24 protein-coding genes, 1 pseudogene and 1 riboswitch are annotated in these 24366 nt (G+C 66.4%); of the genes and pseudogenes, 20 read left to right on the forward strand and 5 right to left on the reverse strand.

What is annotated here, in order from left to right:
• The first annotated feature begins 344 nt into the window (after positions 1 to 344).
• Positions 345 to 436, forward strand: a riboswitch (glycine riboswitch).
• 152 nt (positions 437 to 588) lie between these two features.
• The 6 genes and pseudogenes from gcvP to ispG all read left to right on the forward strand — a co-directional run bounded on the left by gcvP (position 589) and on the right by ispG (position 9286).
• A pseudogene (gene gcvP / locus AUL38_RS14825) lies at positions 589 to 3452 on the forward strand (aminomethyl-transferring glycine dehydrogenase).
• A gap of 2 nt (positions 3453 to 3454) precedes the next feature.
• Positions 3455 to 4600, forward strand: a complete 1146-nt coding sequence (gcvT, locus tag AUL38_RS14830; RefSeq protein ID WP_059063251.1) for a glycine cleavage system aminomethyltransferase GcvT — start codon at positions 3455 to 3457, stop codon at positions 4598 to 4600.
• A gap of 50 nt (positions 4601 to 4650) precedes the next feature.
• The gene (gene gcvH / locus AUL38_RS14835; protein WP_059063254.1) at positions 4651 to 5028 is read left to right on the forward strand and encodes a glycine cleavage system protein GcvH; all 378 of its coding nucleotides are present in this window, start codon (positions 4651 to 4653) and stop codon (positions 5026 to 5028) included.
• 28 nt (positions 5029 to 5056) lie between these two features.
• A complete protein-coding gene (locus tag AUL38_RS14840; protein WP_059063256.1) occupies positions 5057 to 6538 on the forward strand; it encodes an L-serine ammonia-lyase in 1482 nt (493 codons plus the stop codon).
• Between the two features lie 69 nt (positions 6539 to 6607).
• The gene (locus AUL38_RS14845; RefSeq protein WP_059063258.1) at positions 6608 to 8104 is read left to right on the forward strand and encodes an RIP metalloprotease; all 1497 of its coding nucleotides are present in this window, start codon (positions 6608 to 6610) and stop codon (positions 8102 to 8104) included.
• 51 nt (positions 8105 to 8155) lie between these two features.
• The gene (ispG, locus tag AUL38_RS14850; protein WP_059063261.1) at positions 8156 to 9286 is read left to right on the forward strand and encodes a flavodoxin-dependent (E)-4-hydroxy-3-methylbut-2-enyl-diphosphate synthase; all 1131 of its coding nucleotides are present in this window, start codon (positions 8156 to 8158) and stop codon (positions 9284 to 9286) included.
• 190 nt (positions 9287 to 9476) lie between these two features.
• On the opposite strand, the gene AUL38_RS14855 is transcribed toward ispG, so the two are convergent.
• Positions 9477 to 10949, reverse strand: coding sequence for an RNB domain-containing ribonuclease (locus tag AUL38_RS14855; RefSeq protein WP_059063263.1), 1473 nt, complete (start codon positions 10947 to 10949; stop codon positions 9477 to 9479).
• A 46-nt stretch (positions 10950 to 10995) separates the two neighbouring features.
• On the opposite strand from AUL38_RS14855, the gene AUL38_RS14860 reads away from it, so the two are divergent.
• Positions 10996 to 12069 (forward strand): TIGR00730 family Rossman fold protein, encoded by a 1074-nt coding sequence (locus AUL38_RS14860; protein WP_059063267.1) that lies wholly within the window; start codon positions 10996 to 10998, stop codon positions 12067 to 12069.
• A 2-nt stretch (positions 12070 to 12071) separates the two neighbouring features.
• Positions 12072 to 12437, forward strand: coding sequence for a TraR/DksA C4-type zinc finger protein (locus AUL38_RS14865; protein WP_059063270.1), 366 nt, complete (start codon positions 12072 to 12074; stop codon positions 12435 to 12437).
• A 338-nt stretch (positions 12438 to 12775) separates the two neighbouring features.
• Here AUL38_RS14865 and AUL38_RS18015 read toward each other — a convergent pair whose 3' ends face one another.
• The 3 genes from AUL38_RS18015 to AUL38_RS14875 all read right to left on the reverse strand — a co-directional run bounded on the left by AUL38_RS18015 (position 12776) and on the right by AUL38_RS14875 (position 15898).
• Positions 12776 to 13090: a type II toxin-antitoxin system RelE/ParE family toxin gene (locus AUL38_RS18015; protein ID WP_369795327.1), complete on the reverse strand. Its 315-nt coding sequence runs from the start codon at positions 13088 to 13090 to the stop codon at positions 12776 to 12778.
• Positions 13077 to 13313 carry a hypothetical protein gene (locus AUL38_RS14870; protein WP_059063272.1) on the reverse strand — a complete coding sequence of 79 codons (237 nt, stop codon included), beginning with the start codon at positions 13311 to 13313 and terminating at the stop codon, positions 13077 to 13079. The genes AUL38_RS18015 and AUL38_RS14870 overlap by 14 nt, the downstream gene beginning before the upstream one ends.
• Positions 13314 to 13480: 167 nt before the next feature.
• The gene (locus AUL38_RS14875) at positions 13481 to 15898 is read right to left on the reverse strand and encodes an excinuclease ABC subunit UvrA (RefSeq protein ID WP_059063274.1); all 2418 of its coding nucleotides are present in this window, start codon (positions 15896 to 15898) and stop codon (positions 13481 to 13483) included.
• An 87-nt stretch (positions 15899 to 15985) separates the two neighbouring features.
• On the opposite strand from AUL38_RS14875, the gene AUL38_RS14880 reads away from it, so the two are divergent.
• From AUL38_RS14880 to AUL38_RS14895, 4 genes are all read left to right on the forward strand, one after another.
• A complete protein-coding gene (locus AUL38_RS14880) occupies positions 15986 to 16360 on the forward strand; it encodes a PadR family transcriptional regulator (protein ID WP_059063276.1) in 375 nt (124 codons plus the stop codon).
• Positions 16357 to 17256 carry a hypothetical protein gene (locus tag AUL38_RS14885; protein ID WP_059063278.1) on the forward strand — a complete coding sequence of 300 codons (900 nt, stop codon included), beginning with the start codon at positions 16357 to 16359 and terminating at the stop codon, positions 17254 to 17256. Before AUL38_RS14880 ends, AUL38_RS14885 begins: the two co-directional genes overlap by 4 nt.
• A complete protein-coding gene (locus tag AUL38_RS14890; RefSeq protein ID WP_059063280.1) occupies positions 17253 to 17978 on the forward strand; it encodes a hypothetical protein in 726 nt (241 codons plus the stop codon). Before AUL38_RS14885 ends, AUL38_RS14890 begins: the two co-directional genes overlap by 4 nt.
• Before the next feature lie 101 nt (positions 17979 to 18079).
• Positions 18080 to 18970, forward strand: coding sequence for a CPBP family intramembrane glutamic endopeptidase (locus AUL38_RS14895; protein WP_059063282.1), 891 nt, complete (start codon positions 18080 to 18082; stop codon positions 18968 to 18970).
• A 29-nt stretch (positions 18971 to 18999) separates the two neighbouring features.
• Here the strand turns inward: AUL38_RS14895 and aroQ are convergent, their stop codons facing one another.
• Positions 19000 to 19437: a type II 3-dehydroquinate dehydratase gene (gene aroQ, locus AUL38_RS14900; RefSeq protein ID WP_059063286.1), complete on the reverse strand. Its 438-nt coding sequence runs from the start codon at positions 19435 to 19437 to the stop codon at positions 19000 to 19002.
• Between the two features lie 109 nt (positions 19438 to 19546).
• On the opposite strand from aroQ, the gene trmB reads away from it, so the two are divergent.
• The 8 genes from trmB to rplV all read left to right on the forward strand — a co-directional run bounded on the left by trmB (position 19547) and on the right by rplV (position 24365).
• Positions 19547 to 20284 carry a tRNA (guanosine(46)-N7)-methyltransferase TrmB gene (trmB, locus tag AUL38_RS14905; protein ID WP_059063288.1) on the forward strand — a complete coding sequence of 246 codons (738 nt, stop codon included), beginning with the start codon at positions 19547 to 19549 and terminating at the stop codon, positions 20282 to 20284.
• A 582-nt stretch (positions 20285 to 20866) separates the two neighbouring features.
• Positions 20867 to 21175, forward strand: a complete 309-nt coding sequence (gene rpsJ / locus AUL38_RS14910) for a 30S ribosomal protein S10 (RefSeq protein ID WP_010156393.1) — start codon at positions 20867 to 20869, stop codon at positions 21173 to 21175.
• A gap of 14 nt (positions 21176 to 21189) precedes the next feature.
• Positions 21190 to 21843: a 50S ribosomal protein L3 gene (gene rplC / locus AUL38_RS14915; protein WP_059063290.1), complete on the forward strand. Its 654-nt coding sequence runs from the start codon at positions 21190 to 21192 to the stop codon at positions 21841 to 21843.
• Positions 21844 to 21846: 3 nt separating this feature from the next.
• Entirely contained in the window at positions 21847 to 22500 is a 654-nt protein-coding gene (gene rplD / locus AUL38_RS14920; protein ID WP_059063292.1) for a 50S ribosomal protein L4, read from the forward strand.
• Positions 22501 to 22502: 2 nt separating this feature from the next.
• A complete protein-coding gene (gene rplW / locus AUL38_RS14925; protein WP_059063293.1) occupies positions 22503 to 22796 on the forward strand; it encodes a 50S ribosomal protein L23 in 294 nt (97 codons plus the stop codon).
• A 22-nt stretch (positions 22797 to 22818) separates the two neighbouring features.
• Complete coding sequence (gene rplB / locus AUL38_RS14930; protein ID WP_059063296.1) at positions 22819 to 23655, forward strand: 50S ribosomal protein L2; 837 nt, start codon at positions 22819 to 22821, stop codon at positions 23653 to 23655.
• 22 nt (positions 23656 to 23677) lie between these two features.
• Positions 23678 to 23959: a 30S ribosomal protein S19 gene (rpsS, locus tag AUL38_RS14935; protein ID WP_025133706.1), complete on the forward strand. Its 282-nt coding sequence runs from the start codon at positions 23678 to 23680 to the stop codon at positions 23957 to 23959.
• Positions 23960 to 23984: 25 nt separating this feature from the next.
• On the forward strand, positions 23985 to 24365 hold the full coding sequence (gene rplV / locus AUL38_RS14940; RefSeq protein ID WP_059063298.1) for a 50S ribosomal protein L22: 381 nt from the start codon (positions 23985 to 23987) through the stop codon (positions 24363 to 24365).
• The last annotated feature ends 1 nt before the right edge of the window (position 24366 follow it).

A 24366-nucleotide genomic window follows, 5' to 3' on the forward strand; every position in this document is an offset into this window, starting at 1 on the left:
GCTCAGAATAGAAAACTCGGGGTGGTTTAGGTGACCGACCCACGGGGAATCGCTGGCTTGAGGTGCGGAGGTGCGGCGCTGCGGCGCTGCGGGTCCGCCACTGCGCCCGCGCTCCTGCGCGCCCGCGGCACCTTCTGCTCGTGCCCCCGCGGCACCTCCCGCTCCCATCTAGTCCGACCCGATTTTTCCTCAATGAGGCTTTGATGGGCCACACAAGGCTCCGAAAGGAAAAGTGGGGTCGGAGGAGATCCGCTCAAGCCACACCGCAGACCGCAGGGATGAAGAAGTCAGGCCGCCGGGAGCTTGCCTAGGGTAGACTCTCCGGTAACAACTGAACACGCCGCTTAGGCATTGCGGGAGAGACCGAGTTCGACTCGGCGCCGTAGGAGCAAACCCTCCCCGGGAAACTCTCAGGCACCCGTACCGCAACGCGTAGGCAACTCTGAAAAGCAGCGGGTACTCCCCGTTCACCGAAGGTGCAAGGGCGCAGTGATGGTTTTCACTCGTGCTCGAATCTCTCAGGTCACGGTACAGAGCGGGGAGGATCTTTAGCTGGTCGCGTGCGACCCCGACATCGGAGATCCTCTTTTGACATCATCAGCTCTTTCCGTACCCTTCGCGAATCGCCATATCGGCATCGCGTCTGACGCCGACCAGCGCGTCATGCTCGACGAGCTCGGCTTTGCCAGCCGTGCAGCACTTGTCGACGCAGCCGTTCCCGCCGCGATTCGCTCGGCAGACGGTCTCGACCTCCCCGAGGCACTCAGCGAGGAAGGCGTGCTCGCCGAGCTCCGCAGCCTCGCATCGAAGAACGTCGTGAAAACCCCCAGCTCATCGGCCAGGGCTTCTACGGCACGCACACGCCCCCGGTGATCCGCCGCAACGTGCTCGAAAGCCCCTCCTGGTACACGGCCTACACGCCGTACCAGCCCGAGATCTCGCAGGGCCGCCTCGAGGCGCTGCTGAACTTCCAGACGATGGTCGCAGACCTCACGGGCCTGCCCGTCGCGAACGCGTCGATGCTCGACGAGGCATCGTCTGCCGCCGAGGCCGTGCTGCTCATGCGCCGCGCGAACAAGAAGAAGGCCGACGCGAAGACCGTTATCGACGAGAACCTTTTCCCGCAGACGATCGCCGTGATCCAGGGTCGCGCTGAGGCGCTCGGCTTCGAGGTCGAGATCGCCGATCTCTCGCAGGGCCTGCCCGACGGCGAGATCTCGGGCATTGTGCTCCAGCAGCCGGGCAACGATGGCGCAGTGGTGGATCACACCGCGGTCATCGCCGCAGCCAAGGAACGCGGTGCGATGGTTACCGTCGCAGCGGATCTCCTTGCGCTCACCCTCATCACCTCTCCCGGCGAGCAGGGCGCGGACATCGCGGTCGGCAACACGCAGCGCTTCGGAGTTCCGCTCTTTTTCGGCGGCCCGCACGCGGCGTTCCTCGCCGTGCGCGAGGGCCTCGAGCGCTCGCTTCCCGGCCGCCTCGTTGGCGTCTCGAAGGATGCCGAGGGCCGCACCGCCTACCGCCTCGCGCTGCAGACCCGCGAGCAGCACATCCGCCGCGAGAAGGCCACGAGCAACATCTGTACCGCGCAGGCGCTGCTCGCGATCACTGCGTCGATGTACGCCGTCTACCACGGCCCGGACGGGCTGAAGCGGATCGCTGAGCGCACCCACGCGCACACTCGCTCGCTCGCAGCAGCCCTCACGGGTGCCGGCGTCGAGCTCGCGCGCGACGTGTTCTTCGACACGCTCTGGGCGCGCGTGCCGGGCAAGGCGGCGCAGACCGTCGCGGCTGCTGCCGAGGCTGGACTGAACTTCCGCCAGGTCGACGCAGACACCGTCGGCATCTCGTTCGACGAGACCACGACCACGGACACCGTCGCCGCGGTTGCGGGCGTCTTTGGCGCGCAGGCCCCCGAGGCCGTCGCCGCTGGCGACTACGCGTTCTCGGGCGCGCTCGTGCGCGAGAGCGAGTACATGACGCACCCGATCTTCCACTCGGTGCGCTCGGAGACGCAGATGCTCCGCTACCTCCGCCGCCTCGCAGACCGCGACCTCGCGCTTGACCGCACGATGATCCCGCTCGGCTCGTGCACGATGAAGCTCAACTCGACCGCCGAGATGGAGTCGATCTCGTGGCCCGAGTTCGCCGGGATCCACCCGTACGTTCCCGCCGAGCAGAGCCAGGGCTGGCGCGAGCTCATCGGCCGCCTCGAGGACTGGCTGCTCGAGATCACGGGCTACGCCGGCATCTCGCTGCAGCCGAACGCCGGCTCGCAGGGCGAATACGCTGGCCTGCTCGCGATCCGCAGCTACCACCTCGCGAACGGCGACACCGAACGCGACATCTGCCTCATTCCCGAGTCCGCGCACGGCACGAACGCCGCGTCTGCGGTGCTCGCCGGCATGCGCGTCGTCATCGTGAAAAACACCGAGTCGGGTGCGATCGACATGGCTGACCTCGATGCGAAGATCGAGAAGCACGCAGCCGCGCTCTCGGCGATCATGATCACCTACCCGTCGACCTACGGCGTATACGACGCCGACGTGCGCGACGTCTGCGATCGCGTGCACGCCGCTGGCGGCCAGGTCTACATCGATGGCGCAAACATGAACGCGCTCGTCGGCCTCGGCAAGCCGGGCGAGTTCGGCGGCGACGTGTCGCACCTGAATCTGCACAAGACGTTCGCAATCCCGCACGGTGGTGGCGGCCCCGGTGTCGGCCCCGTCGCGGTCGCCGAGCATCTCAAGGCGTACCTCCCGGGCAACCCGACGGGCACCACGACCGACGGCATCCAGACCACGGACGGCATCCCGGTCGCGGCGACGCTCTTCGGTTCTGCTGGCGTGCTCCCCATCTCCTACGCCTACGTCGCGATGATGGGCGGCGACGGCCTCACCCGCGCGACCGAGTCGGCGCTGCTGTCTGCGAACTACATCGCGAAGCGGCTGCGCGAGCACTTCCCGGTGCTGTTCACGGGCGAGACCGGCCTCGTCGCTCACGAGTGCATCCTCGACCTGCGCGACCTCACCGCGAAGTCCGGCGTCACCGCCGAGGATGTTGCGAAGCGCCTCATCGACTTCGGCTTCCACGCCCCGACCCTCGCGTTCCCGGTTCCGGGCACACTCATGGTCGAGCCGACCGAGTCGGAGGATCTCGTCGAGATCGAGCGTTTCATCGAGGCGATGATCCAGATCCGCGCCGAGATCGAAGAGGTCATCGCGGGCAAGGTCGCGATCGAGGCCTCGGTGCTGCGGAACTCACCGCACCCCGCTGCGGTCGTCGTGAGCGACAGCTGGGATCGGACGTACACGCGCGAGCAGGCCGCGTTCCCGAGCGAGCGGCTGCGCGTCGACAAGTACTTCCCGCCGGTGAGCCGCATTGACGGCGCATTCGGAGACCGCAACCTGGTCTGCTCCTGCCCGCCCATCGAAGCCTACGAGGACTAATCATGACTGCGAACACTCCACTGCACACCGCGCTCCACGCCGAGCACGAGAAGCTCGGCGCCTCGTTCACCGACTTCGGTGGCTGGGACATGCCCCTGAAATACGGCAGCGAGCTCGCCGAGCACCGCGCCGTCCGCGAGGCCGCAGGTCTCTTTGACCTGTCGCACATGGGCGAGGTGTGGATCTCGGGCGCTGACGCAGCCCGCTTCCTGAACACCGCGCTCGTCGGCAACTTCGCGGTCACCGCGGTCGGTAAGGCAAAGTACTCACTGCTCTGCAACGCTGACGGCGGCATCGTCGACGACCTCATCGTCTACCGGGTCGCCGACACCCGCTACCTCGTCGTGCCGAACGCGGGCAACGCGCCGGTCGTCGCCAAGCTCCTCACCGAGCGCGCTGCGGGCTTCGACGTCGAGGTGCACGACGCCTCGGCCGAGACAGGGCTCATCGCCGTGCAGGGGCCGAACTCGGAGGCGATCGTGCGCGCGGTGGTTGCGGACGACGCCGAGCGCCAGGCAGTGCAGGATCTCGCCTACTACGCGTGGACACAGGTCACGGTCGGCGGCATTGACGTGCTGCTCGCCCGCACCGGCTACACGGGCGAGGACGGCTTCGAACTCTACATTCCGGCCGAGCGCTCGCCCGAGCTCTGGCAGCTGCTGCTCGCCGCGGGCGAGGGTCACGGCCTCGTACCCTGCGGTCTCGCGGCGCGCGACTCGCTTCGCCTCGAGGCGGGCATGCCGCTGTACGGGAACGAGCTCGACGTGCACACGACCCCCTACGACGCGAACCTCGGCGGCGTGGTCTCCTTCAAGAAGGAGGAGGACTTCGTCGGTCGCGCAGCGCTCGAAGCCGCGAAGGCCGCTGGCCCCCGCCGCGTGCTCGTCGGCCTCAAGGGCCTCGGCCGGCGCGCAGGGCGCGGCGGCTACGCCGTGTTCGCGCAGACCGACGGGCTCACCGACGAAGCTCCCCGCGAGATCGGCGTGATCACGAGCGGCCAGCCGAGCCCGACGCTCGGCTACCCGATCGCGCTCGCGCAGCTCGACGCCGGCTACGCCGAGGTCGGCACCGTTGTCGACGTCGACCTGCGCGGCAAGCGCGAGGCCTTCGAGGTTGTCGCGCTCCCGTTCTACAAGCGAAACGCGTAACGCCGCCTAGGCGCACGCACCCACCCCCACAAGAAAGAACCAGAAACATCATGAGCCAGGTACACGCCGGATTCCGCTACTCCGAAGAGCACGAGTGGATCGACGAGAACAGCCCAGCGACCGTTGGCGTCAGCCAGGTCGCAGCCGACGCGCTCGGCGACGTCGTCTACATCGAGCTGCCCGAGGTCGGGCAGACCCTCACCGCGGGCGAGGTGTGCGGCGAGATCGAGTCGACGAAGTCGGTCTCAGACCTCTACACCCCGGTCTCGGGCGAGGTCGTCGAGATCAATGACGCCGTCGTTGCTGACCCCGCACTCGTGAACAGCGACCCCTACGGAGCAGCCTGGCTGTTCAAGGTCGCCGTCACCGAGTTCGGCCCGCTGCTGTCGGCTGAGGAATACGCCGCAGCAAACGACGCAACCGTCTAACTCACACACACGAAAGGCAGGCCGCAACGTGGCGATCAGCGTATTCGACCTCTTCACCGTAGGCATCGGGCCCTCGAGCTCGCACACGGTGGGGCCGATGCGCGCGAGCCACGCCTTCGCGGCGGGGCTCGTGAACCACGGCCTGCTTGACCGTGTTGCCGGGCTGCGGGTGGACCTCTTCGGGTCCCTCGCAGCCACCGGCCACGGCCACGGTACCTTCACCGCCGTGTTGCTCGGGCTCGAGGGCTTCGACCCCGAAACCGTGCTGCCGAGCGAGGTCGATGCCGCGCTCGCGCGCATCGAGGAGACCGGCGAGCTGCGCGTCGGTGCCGAGCTCTCCGACCTGCAGGGGGCGGCCCCCGCGGTCGTGAAGTTCGGCGTTGCCGACATGGTTCTCCGGCCGCTGACGGTGCTCGAAACGCACACGAACGGCATGCGCTTCGCGGCCGTCGACGCGGCGGGCGAGACGCTTGAAGAACAGACCTACTATTCCGTTGGCGGCGGCTTCATCGTGCGCGAGGGCGCCGAGGAGAAGATCCTCGACAGGCTTGAGCAGCAGCTCGCCGAACAGCCCTACCCGTTCACGACCGGAGCCGAGCTCCTCGTGCACGCCGAATCGAGCGGGCTGAGTATCGCAGGCGTCATGCTCGCAAACGAGCTCATCACCCGCGATGAGGTGAGCGTGCGGTCCGGCCTCGCCCACATCTGGGACGTCATGGAGGAGTGCAAGAACTCCGCACTCACCCGCACCGGCGTGCTGCCGGGCGGCTTGAACGTGCGGCGCCGCGCACCCGAATGGCACCGCAAGCTCACCGAGCAGGATCCTCATCGCGACCCCGTCTTCTGGCAGGAGTGGGTGAACCTCGTGGCCCTCGCAGTCAACGAGGAGAACGCGTCGGGCGGTCGCGTCGTCACCGCCCCCACGAACGGGGCGGCCGGCATCATCCCTGCCGTGCTCTTCTACGCGACGCACTACGCGCAGATCCCCGAGCTCGGCACCTCCCGCCAACCGGGACTCGGCGGGGGAGCCGCAGCCCCGCGCGCCGTCTCGCTGAGCCCGGAGCAGAAGCAGCGCGTCGTCGTCGACTTCCTGCTCGCGGCAGCAGCCGTCGGCGTGCTCTACAAGGAGCAGGCGTCGATCTCGGGCGCCGAGGTTGGCTGTCAGGGTGAGGTGGGATCCGCATCATCGATGGCGGCCGCCGGGCTCGCGCAGATCCTCGGCGGCACACCGCAGCAGGTCGAGAACGCCGCGGAGATTGCGATGGAGCACAACCTCGGGCTCACCTGCGACCCGATTGGCGGGCTCGTGCAGATCCCCTGCATTGAACGCAACGCGATCGCGGCGTCGAAGGCGATTAACGCCGCGAAGATGGCGCTCATGGGCGACGGCGCGCACCACGTCACGCTCGATGAGGTCATCATCACGATGCGCGAGACGGGCAAGGACATGAGCGACAAGTACAAGGAGACCGCGCGCGGCGGGCTCGCCGTCAACGTTATCGAGTGCTGAGCAGCCCCGTTGGCCCGCCGCATCGACCACTGAGGGTGGAAACACAGTCGGCGCGGGTACGCTAATCCGGTGACTTCCGTCTTGCTCTACGCCCTCGGCATCCTCATCGTCGTGCTCCTGCTCGGCATCTCGATCGCGCTGCACGAAATCGGGCACCTCGTGCCTGCGAAGCTGTTCGGCGTGAAGGTGACGCAGTACATGATCGGCTTCGGCAAGACGATCTGGTCGCGCAAAAAGGGCGACACCGAGTACGGCGTGAAGCTGCTGCCGCTCGGTGGCTACGTCGCGATGATCGGTATGTATCCGCCCGCGAAACCGGGGGAGGCCCCGCGCGAATCCACGACCGGGTTTTTGAACTCCGTCGCTGAGGAAGCCCCGGTGAAGACGAAGCGCAAGCGCGCCGAGGGGTTCGTCGACGAGATCACGCGAGTCGGCGACGTGCCAGAGGGATCGTCAGCACCTCGGGGATCCTCGCACAGTATTGACGAGGTCGAAGAGGTCGAGTACCGCCGCGGGCTCGCGGGCTGGGTTGACGAGGCGCGCGACGCGAGCGCCGAGACGATTCCCGAGGGGGAGGATCACCGCTCTTTCTACCGCCTCCCCGTCTGGAAGAAGATCATCGTCATGGCGGGCGGGCCGCTCATGAACCTGCTGCTCGCGTTCCTGTTCTTCGGGATTGTGATTTCCGGCTTCGGCATCGCCCAGACGAGCACCACGCTCGGGCACGTGAGCGAGTGCCTCGTGCCCGCGGGCAGCACGCAGACCGAGTGCACTACCGACGACCCGGCAGCTCCCGCCGCCGCCGCAGGGCTGCTTCCGGGCGACAAGCTCCTCACAGTTGAAGGCACCGCGATCGAAAGCTGGGATCAGTTCCGCGGCGTCGTGGCGACCTCGCCTGGACAGTCACTGTCGATCGAGATTGAGCGCGCGGGCGAGATCGAAACGGTGACCCTCACGCCCGAGGCGAACGAGCGCGTGCTCGTCGACGACAAGGGCGAGGCCCTGCTCAACGCGGACGGCACGCCGAAGACCGAAAGCGTCGGCATGATTGGCGCAACCGCGGGCACCGAGATCGTGCGGCAGCCGATCACCGAAGTCCCGGCATTTGTCGGCGAGAATGTGAAGAACGTCGCTGGCGTCATCATCAAGCTCCCTGCGCGTATGGTCGACGTCTGGAACGCCGCGTTCGGCGCGGAGGAGCGCGACCCCAACGGCCCGATGGGTGTCGTCGGCGTCGGCAGGCTCGCCGGTGAGGTCGCGAGCATGGAGGAGATGCCGGTCGAATCGCGGGCACAGATCCTGTTCAGCCTCGCGGGCTCGCTCAACGTCGCGCTGTTCGTGTTCAACCTCGTGCCGCTCATGCCGCTCGACGGCGGGCACATCGCGGGCGCGATCTATGAGGCGATCAAGCGCGGCTGGGCGAAGCTGCGGCGCAAGCCCGACCCGGGGCCCGTCGACACCGCGAAGATGGTGCCCGTGACGTTGGTCGTCGTCATCGCCTTGGGAGCGATGAGTTTGCTGTTGATGTACGCCGATATCGTCAAGCCGGTCGCGCTATTCGGCTAACGCACGGCTGCGCCCGGTAGACTCGTTCTCGTGGCAGCAGTGAATTTGGGAATGCCGAAGGTAGCCGAAGTATTGGCACCGCGGCGCAAGACCCGTCAAATCAAGGTCGGTTCAATCGGCGTGGGCAGCAACTCGCAGGTATCTGTGCAGTCGATGACCACGACTCCGACGACCGACATCAACGGAACGCTTCAGCAGATTGCCGAGCTCACGGCGGCCGGCTGCGACATCGTGCGGGTCGCGGTGCCGAGCCAGGACGACGCGGATGTGTTGCACATCATCGCGAAGAAGAGCCAGATCCCGGTGATCGCGGACATCCACTTCCAGCCGCGCTACATCTATGCGGCGATCGATGCTGGCTGCGCCGCGGTTCGCGTGAACCCCGGCAACATTCGGCAGTTTGACGGCAACGTTGGCGCGATTGCGAAGGCCGCAAAGGACGCGGGCGTCTCGCTCCGCATCGGCGTGAACGCTGGCTCCCTCGATCCCAGGCTGCTGCAGAAGTACGGCAAGCCGACCGCCGAAGCGCTCGTCGAGAGCGCCGTTTGGGAGGCGTCGCTCTTCGAGGAGCACGACTTCCACGACTTTAAGATTTCCGTGAAGCACAACGACCCGATCGTCATGACGAAGGCGTACCGGCAGCTCGCGGCGCAGGGCGACTGGCCGCTGCACCTCGGCGTGACCGAGGCGGGCCCCGCATTCCAGGGCACGATCAAGAGCGCGACCGCGTTCGGCATCCTGCTCTCCGAGGGCATCGGTGACACGATCCGCGTCTCGCTCTCGGCTCCGCCCGTCGAAGAGGTGAAGGTCGGCCTGCAGATTCTGCAGTCGCTGAACCTCCGCGAGCGCAAGCTTGAGATCGTCTCGTGCCCGTCGTGTGGCCGCGCGCAGGTCGACGTGTACACGCTCGCCGACGAGGTCACCAAGGGCCTCGAGGGTATGACTGTGCCGCTGCGCGTCGCCGTCATGGGCTGCGTCGTGAATGGCCCGGGCGAGGCCCGTGAGGCCGACCTCGGTGTCGCCTCGGGTAACGGCAAGGGTCAGATCTTCGTGAAGGGCGAGGTCATCAAGACCGTGCCCGAGTCGGAGATCGTCGCCACGCTCATCGAGGAGGCGAACCGCATCGCCGAGGAGATGGGGCACACGACCGAGTCGGGCGCACCGCAGGTCGTCACGGGTTAGCCAGGCGCTTCACGCTTGAAGGCGAAGACCTAGGCGATTCGGAACGCTCAAAAGACATGACCTCAGCGAGGTCATTGCGTTTTCGCTGCTGATCCCTCCTGACCCCGCTGAGGACATGGCTTCTGAGCGCCATTCAAAGTAGGGCGCTTCCGATTGAGAGTGTCGTCGCCCTAGCGAGACAAGGGTCTCGCTACAGGGCGACGGGCTCGATCGCGATCTCGCCCTTCGCCACGTCGACGCGCACGACGCGCACGGTGCCGGTCTTGCCGGGGATGAGGATCCCTGCGGGGTCGGGGCAGCGCGTCGTGATCGGCGGATCCGTGATCTGCACGCGGGCGCTGCCGCCCTTCGACTCGACGACCACAACGCGGAACGTCTCGCCGACGCGATCCCGCACGAGCGCGGCCTCGACCCGGTCGAGCGCCGCAGACCCGAGCCTGCTCGCGAGCCCCGATGACGAGCGCATGAGCGCGGGAACCTCCGCGAGGCTCGCGAGCGCCCACTCGGGGACCGGCTTGCCCGCGCTCAAGGCCTCGCACACGACGAGCCCCCAGCGATCCACGAGTCGCCTGAGCGGAGCGGTCACGTGCGCGTACGGCGCGGCGATCGCGGCCTGCTCGGGAAGCGGCGGCGGGGGCAACAGCTCACCGTCACGCTCGACGCCGAACGCCGCGTAGTCAGCCCCGCGAAACAGGCTCGACGCTGCGTGGAGCACGGCCGCCGCCTGCGGGGTGCCGCGGGGCAGCTCGCGCAGGTACTCGCCGTACGTGAGCGCCTCGCGCCAGGGCACACCCAGCACCGCGACCCTGCCGCGGAACTCGGCGAGCGCCTGCTCGTCGGGGGCGGCCATCGTGCGGAGGATCCCGATCCCGCCGTCGAGCATCATCCTTCCAGCGAGCATCCCGGTGAGCAGCGACAGCTGCGAGTTCCATTCCTCCACGGGCAGCGGGAAGCGGCGCTCGATGCGGTAGCCCGTCTCGTCGCGCACGACCTCCTCGTCGGCCATGTTCAGGCTCGCGCCGCCCCTACGCTGTTCCTGCGCGATGCGGAGCGCCGCGAACTCGGGGAGTAACGCGAGCGGACCTGAGGCGGTGCCTGCGTCGAGGCTCGCTTGCGCGGATCCGTAGCCGAGCTTCGCGCGCGAGCGGATGAGCGCGCGCTCGACGGACGCCGCAGCCGCTTCGCCGTCCTCGAACGCCGCGGCCCCCATGGCATCAACCGGGATAGTCCAGACGTAGGCGACGCGATCCACATCGGGGAGCAGCGAGGCGCGATCCTCGCTGAGCTCGCGCGGATGCAGCGGCACCGACCCGTCGGGCAGGTAGAGCGTCTGCCCCCGCCGCCGCGCCTCGGCATCGAGCGAGCGGCCGGGCCGGACAACGCCGGGAACGTCCGCAATCGCGTAGCGCAGGGTGAAGCCGTTGCCTGTGCGCTCGAGGTGGAAGGCCTGGTCGAGATCCCGGGAGTCTGGCGGATCGAGCGTCACGAACGGGATCTCGCGCAGATCCAGCGCGGGAACGGGGGCCTCCGCCTCGCGTGCTTCGGCGAGCACCTCGGCCGGGAACTCGTCAGAGACGCCGTTCTTGTCGCGAAGTGCGGTGAGCGCGGCGGCAAGCGAGCCGCGGGTGGTCTCAGGGGCAAGGTGTGTGCGCCGTGCTGGCATGGCCACAGCCTATCCGCCGCGCGCCGCAAACTCCTAGACTGTGAGCATGACTGCGCCAGTGAACGACCAGACAGCCGAAGCCATCGACAGCCTGCTCCGCGACGCCGGCGTGACGCAGCAGCGGGGACTGATCCGCCGCATCATGGTCGCCGCCCTCGGCCTCGGGGCCGATGGTGCGTCCCGCCTCGACCTGAAGATCTCGGCCTCCGCGCTCGAGGAGATGCGGCAGGCCTTCGCGCTGTTCGCGCCATACGCGGGGGTGCGCAAGGCATCCATCTTCGGCTCCGCCCGCACGAAGCCCGGCGACCTGCTGTACACCGCGGCTGAGGAGAGCGCACGTGCGCTTGCGGAGGATAACTGGATGGTCGTCACCGGTGCGGGCCCCGGCATCATGGAGGCCGCCGCTGTCGGCGCCGGTGTCGAGCGGTCACTCGGGGTGTCGATCCGCCTGCCGTTCGAAGAAGAACCGAACGCGTTCGTCGCACACGAGGCGCACCACGTCGCGATGAAGTACTTCTTCACGCGCAAGCTCATGCTCGTGAAGGAATCGAGCGCATTCATCTGCCTGCCCGGCGGCTTCGGCACGATGGACGAGACCTTCGAGCTGCTGACGCTGCAGCAGACCGGGAAAATGGTGCCCGTGCCGATCGTGCTGCTTGACCGGCCCGGCGGCAGCTATTGGGCGGGGTTCAAGGACTTCGTCGTCAACGAGCTTGAGGGCGGAGGCTACGTCACCGCGGGCGACCTCGACCGCGTGCTCATCACCGACTCGGCAGACGCCGCCGTCGAGCACGTGCACGCGTTCTGGAGTAACTACAACGATCTCCGCTGGTTCCCCACCGACGTGCCGGGCGAGCGTGACGCACTCCTGCTCTACACGCGCGTCGCCCCGACCGACGCGCAGCTCGCCGACCTCAACGAGCGCTTTGGGGACATGCTCGACTCGGGCGCGATCACGCTCGCAGACCCGTACCCCGAGGAGGGCTCCGAGCGGGCGACACTCTCCCGGGTGCGCCTCGTGCCGCGGCCGCACGCGATCGGGGAGCTGTACCGGCTCATCTGGGCGCTCAACGAGCTGCCGGAGACCGACCCGACAGGGCCGGTGGGTGGGGAGGGGTAGCCATGGTTGGGGCGGGCGCGGACCGGGACCGGTTGCATGCCCTGCTGCTCGCTGAGCGTGAGGTCGTCGTCTCCCGCGTCGCGGACCTCGACGCGACGCTCGCTGAGCTGGTGCGGAGCCGGGAGTCCTCGAACGATGACGACGAGCACGACCCGGAGGGCGTGACGCTCTCATCGGAGTGGTCCAGGCTCAGCGGTCTCGCCGACGCGGCGCGTGCGGAGCTCGCCGAGATCGACGCCGCGCTCGAACGCTGGGAGGCGGGCAACTACGGCGTCTGCGAGCGTTGCGGCGAGCCGATACCTGTCGAGCGCCTCGAAGTGCGCCCCTTCGCGACGCGCTGCGTGCCGTGCGCGAGCCTACGGCGGTAGCTGGCGGGGCACCGGGCTACAACCGACATTGCGCTCGCAAACTGTGGACCGGTGCGTGAGAATCGGCCCAGCTTTCGTCCAAGCGGATTGGGCATTCCTGATCGCCATTAGGCTCCGGAACTCCGGGGCCTATCGATCGACGCCCGCGCAGACACGATCTACTCCACGAATGCTTGCACGCAAACTTGAGACTCGAGAATAGTCCGGTGGGAAGCGTAAGAACGAAACAGTCAGGTAGCGGCTATCACGGCCCCGTTTTCTGAACCGTGGGGGAATTCGTTGAGGTGAGCTCGGAAATTGGCGAATCCGGTCCTCAGGGGTCTGCGGAGTTTCTTGGCTCATAGGAGATTTCGGATGTCACGCCGGATGTGGGCAACCCTCAGAATTCTGACTACGCCTTCATCTACGGCGTAGATTGCCACGTATGGCGTCCGTGTGAGCGGGAACAGACGGATAGTCGCGCCAACTGCGTTGGATGCACGGTACCGTCTGCCGATCGACGGGAATCGCTGCAATGTTTCGTGCATTGAATCGAGTGAACTGAGAAAGCGCTCAAGAGCATTGCTCTCCCCGTGGGAGATGTACCAGTCGACAGTGCGTCTCACATCTCGGACGGCAGTGTCGCGCCAGATGAGGGGCTCACTGCGCGGCACGAGCCCGGGTGCGCAGGTCCGCCAATACTTCCTCGTGACTAAGCGCGGAATCTGATGCCGCTAGCCCCTCGTGGATCATTTCGTTCAGTTCCTGGCGCGCCAATTCGATAGTTTGCTGTTCTCTGATGAGGTCGCTGACGTACTGATCTGGTGTTGTGAACCCGCCACGCCCAGCTTGAGTGCGTACGAATTCTTGGAGGTCTTCGTCGAGGGTGATACTCATTGGCTCCATACTCCGATTCTAAGCTCGACTCGTGAACTTGCAGTCGACACTACGCACCCCGCACTGTGTCGTGTCAAGGGCGGGATGCGATCGGTGCGAGGGCTCCGCGGTGAAGTGGCTGGAGCAAGGAGGACCGGCGCGGGGACATCTGCCGGCGAGCGAGCGCCCTACGCCACGTACTCCGCGAGGTGTTGGCCCGTGAGCGTCGAGGCCGCCGTCACGAGCTCGCGCGGCGTGCCCTCGAAGACCACCCGGCCGCCCTGCTGGCCCGCGCCCGGGCCGATGTCGATGATCCAGTCGGCGTGCGCCATCACTGCCTGATGATGCTCGATGACGATGACGCTCTTGCCCGAATCGACGAGCTTGTCGAGCACCCCGAGGAGCTGCTCGACGTCTGCAAGGTGCAGCCCGGTCGTCGGCTCGTCGAGCACGTACACATCGGCGTCTTCGCTCATCGCGATCGCGAGCTTCACGCGCTGGCGCTCGCCACCGGACAGCGTGGTGAGGGGCTGGCCGAGCGTGAGGTAGCCGACGCCGACGTCGACGAGGCGGGAGAGGATCTTTGCGGCCTTCGGCACCTTCGCGCCGGCGCCGGCCGGCGAGGTCCCGGCGAAGAAGGTGTGCGCGTCGGCGATGGACATTTCGAGCACCTCGGCGATGTTCTTGCCGGTGCCGGTGCCGTTGCCGGTGCCGTCGCCGGCCCCGCCCAACTCGTACTGCAGCACGTCGGCCTGGTACCGGCGGCCCTCGCACTCGTCGCAGATGGTTGCGACGCCGGCCATCATCACGAGGTCGGTGTAGATCACGCCCGCGCCCTTGCACACTGGGCACGCGCCCTCGGAATTTGCTGAGAACAGTGCAGGCTTCACACCGTTTGCCTTCGCGAACGCGGTGCGGATCGGGTCGAGCACGCCCGTGTAGGTCGCGGGGTTTGAGCGGCGGGACCCCTTGATGGGGGACTGATCCACCGCGATGACGCCCTCCCGCTTGGACACGTACCCGTGAATGAGCGAGGACTTGCCCGAGCCGGCGACGCCGGTAATCGCGCAGAGCACGCCCAGCGGCACGTCGACGTTGATGTCCTGGAGGTTGTTCAGCGTGGCCCCGCGGATCTCCATCGCACCGGTCGCCACGCGCACGGTCTCCTTGAGCGCGGCGCGGTCGCCGAAGTGTCGCCCGGTGACCGTGTCTGAGGCCTCGAGCTCAGCCACGGTGCCCTCAAAGCAGATCTCGCCGCCGCCCGATCCCGCTGCTGGTCCGAGATCCACAACGTGGTCGGCGATGCGGATCATCTCGGGCTTGTGCTCGACGACGAGCACCGTGTTGCCCTTGTCGCGCAGGCGCAGCAGGAGCCCGTTCATGCGCTGGATGTCGTGCGGGTGGAGCCCGATTGAGGGCTCGTCGAAGATGTAGGTGACGTCGGTGAGGGAGGAGCCGAGGTGCCGGATCATCTTCGTGCGCTGCGACTCGCCGCCCGACAGTGTGCCGGCCGGGCGATCGAGCGAGAGATATCCGAGCCCGATCTCGACGAAGGCGTCGAGGGTGTCGCGCAGGCTCGCGAGCAGCGGGGCGACCGACGGCTCCTCGAGGTCCGCGACCCAGGTCGCGAGGTCTGAGATCTGCATTTGGCATGCGTCGGCGATCGAGATGCCCTTGATCTTCGAGGAGCGCGCGAGAGCGGTGAGGCGGGTGCCCTCGCACTCGGGACAGGTGTCGAACGTGATCGCGCGATCCACGAACGCGCGAATGTGGGGCTGCATCGCCTCACGATCCTTCACGAGCATTGACTTCTGGATGCGGGGGATGAGCCCCTCGAAGGTGACGTTGATGCCGTCGACCTTGATCTTCGTCGGCTCCTGGTGCAGCAGCGCCTCGAGTTCCTTCGCGCTGAAATCCTTGATCGGGGTATCGGCGTCGAAGAAGTCGCCCGAGCCAAAGATGCGGCCGTACCAGCCGTCCATCGAGTACCCGGGGATGGTGAGCGCGCCCTCGTTGAGTGTCTTCGACGAGTCGTAGAGCGCGGTGAGGTCGAAGTCGCTCACCTTGCCGCGGCCCTCGCAGCGCGGACACATGCCGCCGACGACGGTGAACGAGCGACGCTCCTTCGTCGTGCGCCCGCCCTTTTCAAACGTGACGGCCCCCGCGCCCGAGATGGAGGCGACGTTGAAGGAGAAGGCCTTGGCGGTTCCGACATGCGGGGTGCCAAGCCGGCTGAACAGGATCCGCAGCATGGCGTTCGCGTCGGTCGCGGTGCCGACGGTGGATCGTGGATCGGCGCCCATGCGCTGTTGGTCGACGAGGATCGCGGTGGTCACCCCGTCGAGCAGGTCGACGTCGGGGCGGGCGAGCGTTGGCATGAAGCCCTGCACGAACGTCGAATAGGTCTCATTGATGAGGCGCTGGGACTCGGCGGCGATGGTCGCGAACACGAGTGAGCTTTTACCGGAGCCTGAGACGCCGGTGAACGCGGTGAGTCGGCGCTTCGGCAGCTCGACGCTCACGTCTTTGAGGTTGTTCTCGCGCGCTCCGAAGACGCGGATACGGTCGTGTGAATCGGCGGGGTGGATCGCTGCCTGATTGCTCATACGAAAATCGTAGTGTGCGCGGCTTTATGTCACAGCAAAAGTTCGTTCGTGTATCGCAAGGCTTGTTATGCAAGGTATAGTCGGGTCATGGACGCCCAGACCGAACGCATTGCGACGAACCTCCGCAAGGGGGTGCTCGAGTACTGCGTGCTCGCCCTGCTGCAGACCCGCGATATGTACGGTCTCGAGCTCGCGAATGCACTCATGGAGCGTGGCTTGAGCGCCAGCGAGGGCAGCCTCTACCCACTGCTCGCGCGCATGCGCGAGGCCGGAGCGGTGGACACTCGCTGGGAACAGCCAGCCGAAACCGGCGGCACCCGGCCGCGCCGCTACTACGCGATCACGAACCGTGGTCGCGAGCTCCTGGTGGTGTTCGCGGGCGTCTGGCGGGGGATCGCGGCCGAAGTTGACACGCTCATCACTGATGTTCTGGAACGCACCGATGCGGAGGAGATCGCATGAACACCCAGTCCCTTCCGGCGCAAGCCGAAACCTATCTCGGCCAGCTCGCCGGTGCCCTCGCTGACGCCCCGGAGGCGGCGCGAGCTGCAGCCCTCGACGACGTTCGCGCGCACGTCGAGGAGGCGCTCGACAGTGGCAGAACGGTCGACGAAGCGCTTGCCGGGCTCGGGCCGGCTCGGGCGTTCGCGGCGCAGTTCCGCCAGGAGCTCGGTCTGCCCGCGGATCACGCCGCGGAGGCGAGCCGCGGTGCGCGTATCTTGCATATCGCGGCTGTGGTGGTTGCGGTGCTCGGCGGCATTATGAACGTGTGGCTCGAGACGGCGGTGGGCGGCCTCTCCCTCGGTGTCGCGGTGCTGCTGTTCATCCCCGCTGTGCTCGCTGCGCTGCCGCTCGTGCTCCCGGTTCACCTGCGCGTGCCGGTGGGGCTCGCGAACGCCGTCGTCGTCACGGCGTTCGTCGTGCTCACATTCGGCAGTGTCGGTGCGTTCTTTGTCCCCCTCGCGCTGCAGCTCTGGGTCGCGGTGATCGTCCCATGGCGGGTGTCCAAGGGGCTCGACCTCTCGCAGGGGCTCATCTGGCGGGTCTTCGGCGCGGTCACGGTCGCCCTGCCCGGGCTGCTGCTCATCGCCGGCATGACCTCGGGATCCCTGGGGTGGAGCCCAGTGGCGGCGGCAATCGCGGCGGCGCTCATCGCGCTCGCGCTGGGGTTTGCCCTCGGGGTTCGCTTCACCGCCCCGGTCATCGCCGTGCTCGGGATCGTGCTGCTCGTCGCCGCCTTCTTCGATCCGGGCATGCTCATGCTCGGGGTGTGGTGGGTCGGCGGCTACTACCTGAGCTTCGGACTCGGGTCTTCGGCCGCCTGGGCCGCAGCGGAGCATCCTGGTGCGCGGCTGTGAGCGCGATCCGACGCCCGCTGCTCGCCGCCCCGCTCGCGCTGCTGCTCTCGCTCTCCGGGTGCGTGTCGATGGTGTTCTCGGCACCGGCGACCACGTACGTCGACGAGGGCGGTGAGACCGTGCGGCTCAACTGGCGGGAGTTCCCCGGGCACGGCACCACCGACCCGCAGGCCGTGCTCGACGGCCCGACCGTTGAGACGGGCGAGGCAAGATCGGAGCTGCTGCTCGCGGAAGCGCGAGCCGCCCTGTCGGAGCGCTTCGGCGGCGACTGGACACTCGAGGCACACGGGGGAGAGCCCAGCGAATGGCACGCCACCAGCAACGGCTACGGCGGCGACTCGCTCCTGTATACCTTCAACTCGCCGAGCTCCGAGCTGGAGGTTCGCGTGCCTCGGGACGAGTGGCCCGAGGTGATCGCCATTGTCGAGGGCGTCGTGGTGTCGCAGGGGCTCACCGAGCGATCTGACGCAGACCTTGACCCGCCCTACGACGCAACGCATCGCTCCACGACCTTTTCGCACGGTGGCGAGTTCCTCGATGTCACCGTGAGTGACTCCACGCTCGACGCGGCCGCGCTCGCGGAGACCGAGAAATGCGGAGGGCCAGTAGCCGGGATCTCGCTGTTCTACGGAGTCTCAGCGATCCACGAAGCCGATCGCGCTGAGTTCGAGCGCCGGGTGCAGCCGTTCCTCGGCCAAGCACACCCCAGCATCACCGACTGACGGGGCCACCAGCGAGCCCCGGGCGGCTGCCAGTCACGGGCCAGCTGCCAGCCCCCGTTCGGCTACCAGCACAGAGGCACAGCGGATAATCTAGACGCGTGATGACCAGAGCGGTTCCCCAACTGGCTGCGCTGCCGCTGGTAGCCGCCCTACTGGCCGTGCTCGCCGCGCCTGCGTTCTTCGTCGCAGAGCTCCCGTGGCTCGGCTTCGCGCTGCTGCTTGCAGGGCTCGCGGTCGCGTGGCTCGCGGATACTCGTGCGGGGATCCCGATCCTGCCCGCGCGCGCGCCGCAGGGACCCGAGCGAGTGCCGTCGCTCACCCGCGACCTGTCCCTCATCGCGCTTGGGCTCGCGATCATCCGCACGATCCCGCTCGCCGCCGAGCTCGACAACCTCGCCATGCTGCGGTTCACGCTCGCGCTCGGCGGGGCGGTGCTCGTGCCGTATCTCGTGTCGCGGTTCCTATACCGCGACCGCGCTACAGGGTTTCCCTGGCGCGGCGAGCACGAGGCAGGCCAGCCGCGCAGGCGTTGGGGCGTGCTCCACTGGAGCTGGCTCGTCGGCGTGCTCGTGATCGGCTGGCTGCTGCTCCCGTTCTACTTCATCTCGTCCGGCGTCTACACGAACTGGCCGCAGGTGGATACGCCGGATCTCATCGGGCGGCTCTTCCTGGGCGTCGGTGCGGTCGGGATCTGGGACGAACTCTTTTTCATCTGCACGGTGTTCGCGGTCATGCTCCGCCACTTCCCGGTGTGGGCCGCGAACGCGCTGCAGGCGATCGTGTTCGTCGCGTTCCTGTGGGAACTCGGCTACCGAGCGTGGGGTCCCATGCTCACGATCCCGTTCGCGCTCGTGCAGGGCTTCATCTTCCTGCGGACGCGCTCACTCGGCTACGTGGTGACCGTGCACCTGCTGTTCGACGCCGTTGTCTTCGCGGTGCTCGTGCACGCACACAATCCGGCGCTCTTCAACGTCTTCCCGACGGCGCCGTAAACGGGGCCCCGGGGCTTCGGCGCGCAGAGTTAGCGCGCGAGCAGCGCTGCGATCCGACGTACCGCGAACTCGTAGCCCTGAATCCCCGCGCCGGTGATGACGAACTCCGCAAGCTCAGAGACGTACGAGTGCTGACGGAACTCCTCACGCGCGAGCACGTTCGAAATGTGGATCTCAGCAAACGGCAGCGCGACTCCAGCGAGCGCGTCACGTAGCACCACCGAGGTGTGCGTGAGCCCGGCCGGGTTAATGATGATTGCGGAGCAGTCGTGGCGTGCTTCGTGGATCGCGTCGACAATCACACCCTCGTGATTCGACTGCACGGCGCGCACCTCGATGCCGTATTCCTTCGCGACGCGCAGGACGAGTCGTTCAACGTCTTTGAGGGTGTCGCTGCCGTAGATCTCGGGCTCTCGGGTGCCGAGCAGGTTGAGGTTCGGGCCGTTCACTAACAGGATCCGCTTCATCTTCGGCACTCTTTCACGCTAGAAGGATGTTTTGACCATCGTACTGCGGCTACAGGCCGAGAAGCGGGATGCAATTGCGATCCGGCAACCGCACGGCTACCGTTGACAGGTGACTGAACAGCCTCGCAAGACCTTTGACCCATCCACCTTCCGCGACAAGCCAGTATCGTTTGTGCGCCGCAGCGGCCGCATGACCGACTCCCAGGTGCGGGCGTGGGAGGAATCACGCGAGGCGTTCCTCATTGAGATCGAGCACGGTCCGGCCGCGACGAGCGTTGCCGCCGGCGTGACCGGAGACCCCGCCGAGATCTTTGGGCGCGAGGCCGAGCTCATCGTCGAAGTTGGGTCAGGGCAGGGCCACCAGATCATTGCTGCTGCGACCGCGCACCCCGAGAAGAACTTCCTTGCGGTCGAGGTGTTCCGTGCAGGCCTCGCGCGCACGGTGATCCGTGCCGCCGATGCTGGATTGACCAACCTGCGCCTCGCGGAGGTCAACGCTCCTGAGCTGCTCGAGCACTACCTCCCCGAGGGCTCGGTCGCGGAGATCTGGGTGTTTTTCCCGGACCCGTGGAAGAAGGCCAAGCACCACAAGCGCCGCCTCATCAGCGAGGACTTTGCTCGGATTGCGCACCGTGCTCTCCAGCCGGGCGGTGTGCTGCGCTTGGGGACCGACTGGCAGAACTACGCCGACCACATGCGCGAGGTCCTCGACGACGCGCCAGGCTTCGAGCGCGCGTTCGAGGGGGAGTGGGCGGAACGCTTCGAGGGACGCGTACTCACCGCCTTTGAAAATAAGGGCATCGCCAAGGGCCGCGACATCCGCGACCTCGCCTACCGTCGGGTCTAGGAGCCTACCGTCGGGTCTAGGAGCCTGCCGCCGGGTCTAGGAGCCTGCCGCCGGGTCTAGGAGCCTGCCGGCGTCTCGCCGGCTCAGCCGGGGCATGGGCGGCGGAGGGCCCGCTCGTCTGCGATCTGCAATAGATCTGCCGTGAGGGTCGAAACGCGGCATATGCTCTGCCGATTCCATACCGTGTGTCGGGGCTTCAAGCACGCCGATCCATCCAAGCGGCGCCCGCCCGCGATCTGAGTCTGCGACACGCCGCGGCGCGCGACACGCCCGGGTTGCACCATGCCAAACCCTGTGTCAGAATAGACAGGTTCAGTACTCCGTGCATGCGGATCACTGCCAGGTTGTGCACTGCCACTCGACAAGATCGGGGAGGTGGGGCCGCGGGCAGCGAACACAGCCTGCACGCTTCGGCGGCCAGACGTAAGTCCGGCCGTTTTCGCGTGCGGAAATTGATAGGTGAACAGAGACCCAGCACAAGACGCCGTGAGGCGTCCGTCTGCCAAGGGCGCTGGTACGCAAGACGTCCAATGCTGTCGGCCACAAGCCGAGAGTACGACGCAAGTAGAAAGTAGAGATGTCATGGCGGGACAGAAGATCCGCATTCGACTCAAGTCGTATGACCACGAGGTCATTGATAGCTCCGCGCGCAAGATCGTTGATACGGTCACCCGCGCCGGCGCAACCGTGATCGGCCCAGTGCCGCTCCCCACGGAAAAGAACGTGATCGCTGTGATCCGTTCGCCGCACAAGTACAAGGACAGCCGCGAGCACTTTGAAAAGCGCACGCACAAGCGCCTGATCGACATCGTCGATCCCACCCCGAAGGCCGTCGATTCGCTCATGCGTCTCGATCTCCCGGCCGATGTCAACATCGAGATCAAGCTCTAAGGGGGGATCCAGACATGACTGCAGTACGTAATGTGAAGGGTCTCCTGGGCACCAAGCTCGGCATGACTCAGGTCTGGGACGAGGACGGCAACGTCGTTCCCGTGACCGTCATCGAGGTGGCACCGAACGTTGTCACCCAGATCCGTACCCCTGAGGTCGACGGCTACAGCGCCGTGCAGATCGCTGCGGGTCAGATCGACCCCCGCAAGGTGAACCAGCCTTCCGCTGGTCACTTTGAGAAGGCAGGCGTTACGCCTCGCCGCCACATCACTGAGGTCCGCACCTCGGACGCGGCTGACTACAGCCTCGGCCAGGAGCTCACCATCGGTGGCGCTTTCGAAGCCGGTCAGAAGATCGACGTCGTTGGCACCTCGAAGGGTAAGGGCTTTGCGGGCGTCATGAAGCGTCACAACTTCGGTGGCGCTCAGGCATCGCACGGTGCGCACCGTAACCACCGTAAGCCTGGCTCCATCGGCGGCGCTGCGACCCCCGGTCGCGTGTTCCGCGGTAAGAAGATGGCCGGCCGTATGGGCGGGGATCGTGTCACCGTACAGAACCTCACCGTGCAGGCGATCGACGCAGAGAAGGGCCTCATCCTCGTGAAGGGTGCTGTTCCCGGTGCGCGCGGTCGTCTCGTTTTCGTCCGCAACGCAGTGAAGGGGGCGTAGTTCATGGCTACCGCTACCAAGCTCGAGGTTTTCGACGCGAAGGGCAAGAAGGCTGGGTCGGTTGACCTTCCCGAGGCTATCTTCGGCGCAGAGACCAACGTTCCGCTGATCCACCAGGTGGTCACGGCACAGCTTGCAGCTGCCCGTCAGGGTACGCACAAGGTTAAGACCCGTGGCGAGCGCTCGGGTTCCGGCGTGAAGCCGTTCAAGCAGAAGGGCACTGGCCGTGCACGCCAGGGCTCGGTCCGCATGCCGCAGCACCGCGGTGGCGGCATTGTTCATGGGCCCGTGCCCCGCGATTACTCGCAGCGCACCCCCAAGAAGATGATCGCTGCTGCACTCATCGGTGTGCTGTCGGATCGCGTCCGCGCGAACCGCATGCACGTAGTCGAGGGCTTCGGCATTGCCGACAAGCCCAGCACGAAGGCCGCACGCGAGTTCATCGCGCAGGTCGCACCGGGTAACCGCGTGCTCGTGATCATCGACCGTGAGGACGAGCTCACCGCTCTCAGCGTTCGGAACCTTCCGAACGTTCACGTGCTGTTCCAGGATCAGCTCAACGCCTACGACGTGATCGTCAGTGACGACCTCGTCTTCACCAAGGCGGCCTTCGACGGCTTCGTCGCCGGTCGCGCCGCTAAGGAGGACACGAAGTGAGCATGAACAAAGCTGCACACGACGTCATCATCCGCCCGATCGTCTCTGAGAAGAGCTACGGTCTCATCGACGCAAACGGTCAGTACACCTTCGAGGTTGCTCCCGGTGCTTCGAAGACTGAGATCAAGCTTGCTATCGAGTCGGTGTTCAACGTGAAGGTCGCTTCGATCAACACGCTGAACCGCAAGGGCAAGACCCGCCGCACGAAGTACGGCCTTGGCAAGCGCAAGGACACCAAGCGCGCCATCGTCACGCTGAAGTCGGGCTCCATCGACATCTTCACGGCTGCGCTGTAGAAGGGGCGAGAAGGAACACAACATGGCAATTCGCAAGTACAAGCCGACGACCCCAGGTCGCCGCGGGTCGAGCGTTGCTGATTTCGCTGAGATCACGCGCTCCACGCCCGAGAAGTCGCTGCTGCGTCCGCTCCCGAAGACGGGTGGCCGTAACAACCAGGGCCGCATCACGACCCGTCACATCGGTGGTGGCCACAAGCGCCAGTACCGCGTCATCGACTTCCGTCGTAATGACAAGGACGGCGTGAACGCCCGCGTAGCGCACATCGAGTACGATCCGAACCGCACGGCGCGCATCGCGCTGCTGCACTTCGAAGACGGCTCGAAGCGTTACATCATCGCTCCGAACAAGCTCAAGCAGGGCGACATCGTCGAGTCTGGCGCTGGTTCGGATATCAAGCCAGGTAACAACCTGCCGCTGAAGAACATCCCGACCGGTACGGTCATTCACGCGATCGAGCTCAAGCCCGGTGGAGGAGCGAAGCTCGCTCGTTCCGCTGGTTCTTCGGTTCGCCTCGTTGCGAAGGATGGCCCCTACGCTCAGCTGCGTCTCCCCTCGGGCGAGATCCGCAACGTTGACGCACGCTGCCGGGCAACCGTCGGCGAGGTCGGCAACGCCGAGCAGTCGAACATCAACTGGGGTAAGGCCGGCCGTATGCGCTGGAAGGGCGTCCGCCCGACCGTGCGTGGTGTCGTCATGAACCCGGTGGATCACCCCCATGGTGGTGGCGAAGGCCGCACCTCGGGTGGCCGTCACCCGGTTAGCCCCTGGGGCCAGAAGGAAGGCCGTACGCGCCGTCCGAACAAGGAAAGCGACAAGCTCATCGTGCGTCGCCGCAATGTTGGCAAGAAGCGCTAGTCGGCGGGTAGGAGAATAGAAGATGCCTCGTAGTCTCAAGAAGGGCCCCTTCGTTGATAACCACCTGCTGAACAAGGTGGTTGTCCAGAACGAAGCTGGCACCAAGAACGTGATCAAGACCTGGTCGCGCCGCTCGATGATCATCCCCGCAATGCTGGGACACACCATCGCGGTGCACGACGGTCGGAAGCACATCCCCGTATTCGTCACCGAAACCATGGTTGGGCACAAGCTGGGCGAGTTCGCCCCGACTCGTACCTTCCGTGGCCACGTGAAGGACGACAAGAAGGGCCGTCGCCGCTAACGCGGTGACGAAAGGAGGAAGAGAAATGGTGGAATCGATCGCACGCGTGCGTCATATCCGCATCACCCCCCAGAAGGCCCGTCGTGTCGTTGACCTGGTTCGCGGAAAGAACGTTCAGGAGGCACTCGCCATCCTGAAGTTCGCCCCGCAGGCTGCTGCTGAGCCCGTGTTCAAGCTTGTCGCTTCGGCGGTTGCGAACGCACGTGTGAAGGCTGACGCCGAGAACCTGCGTTTCAACGAGGACGAGCTCGTCATTGCTCGCGCCTTTGTCGACGAGGGTGCAACGCTCAAGCGTTTCCGTCCCCGTGCACAGGGTCGCGCGTTCCGTATCAATAAGCGGACCAGCCACATCACGGTCGTACTTCAGACCGCTGATGAGCTTGCTGCTGCCAAGAAGGGAGCCTAAG

The sequence above is a fragment of the Leucobacter sp. G161 genome, from assembly GCF_001482305.1.
In the GTDB taxonomy this organism is placed as follows: Bacteria; Actinomycetota; Actinomycetes; order Actinomycetales; family Microbacteriaceae; genus Leucobacter.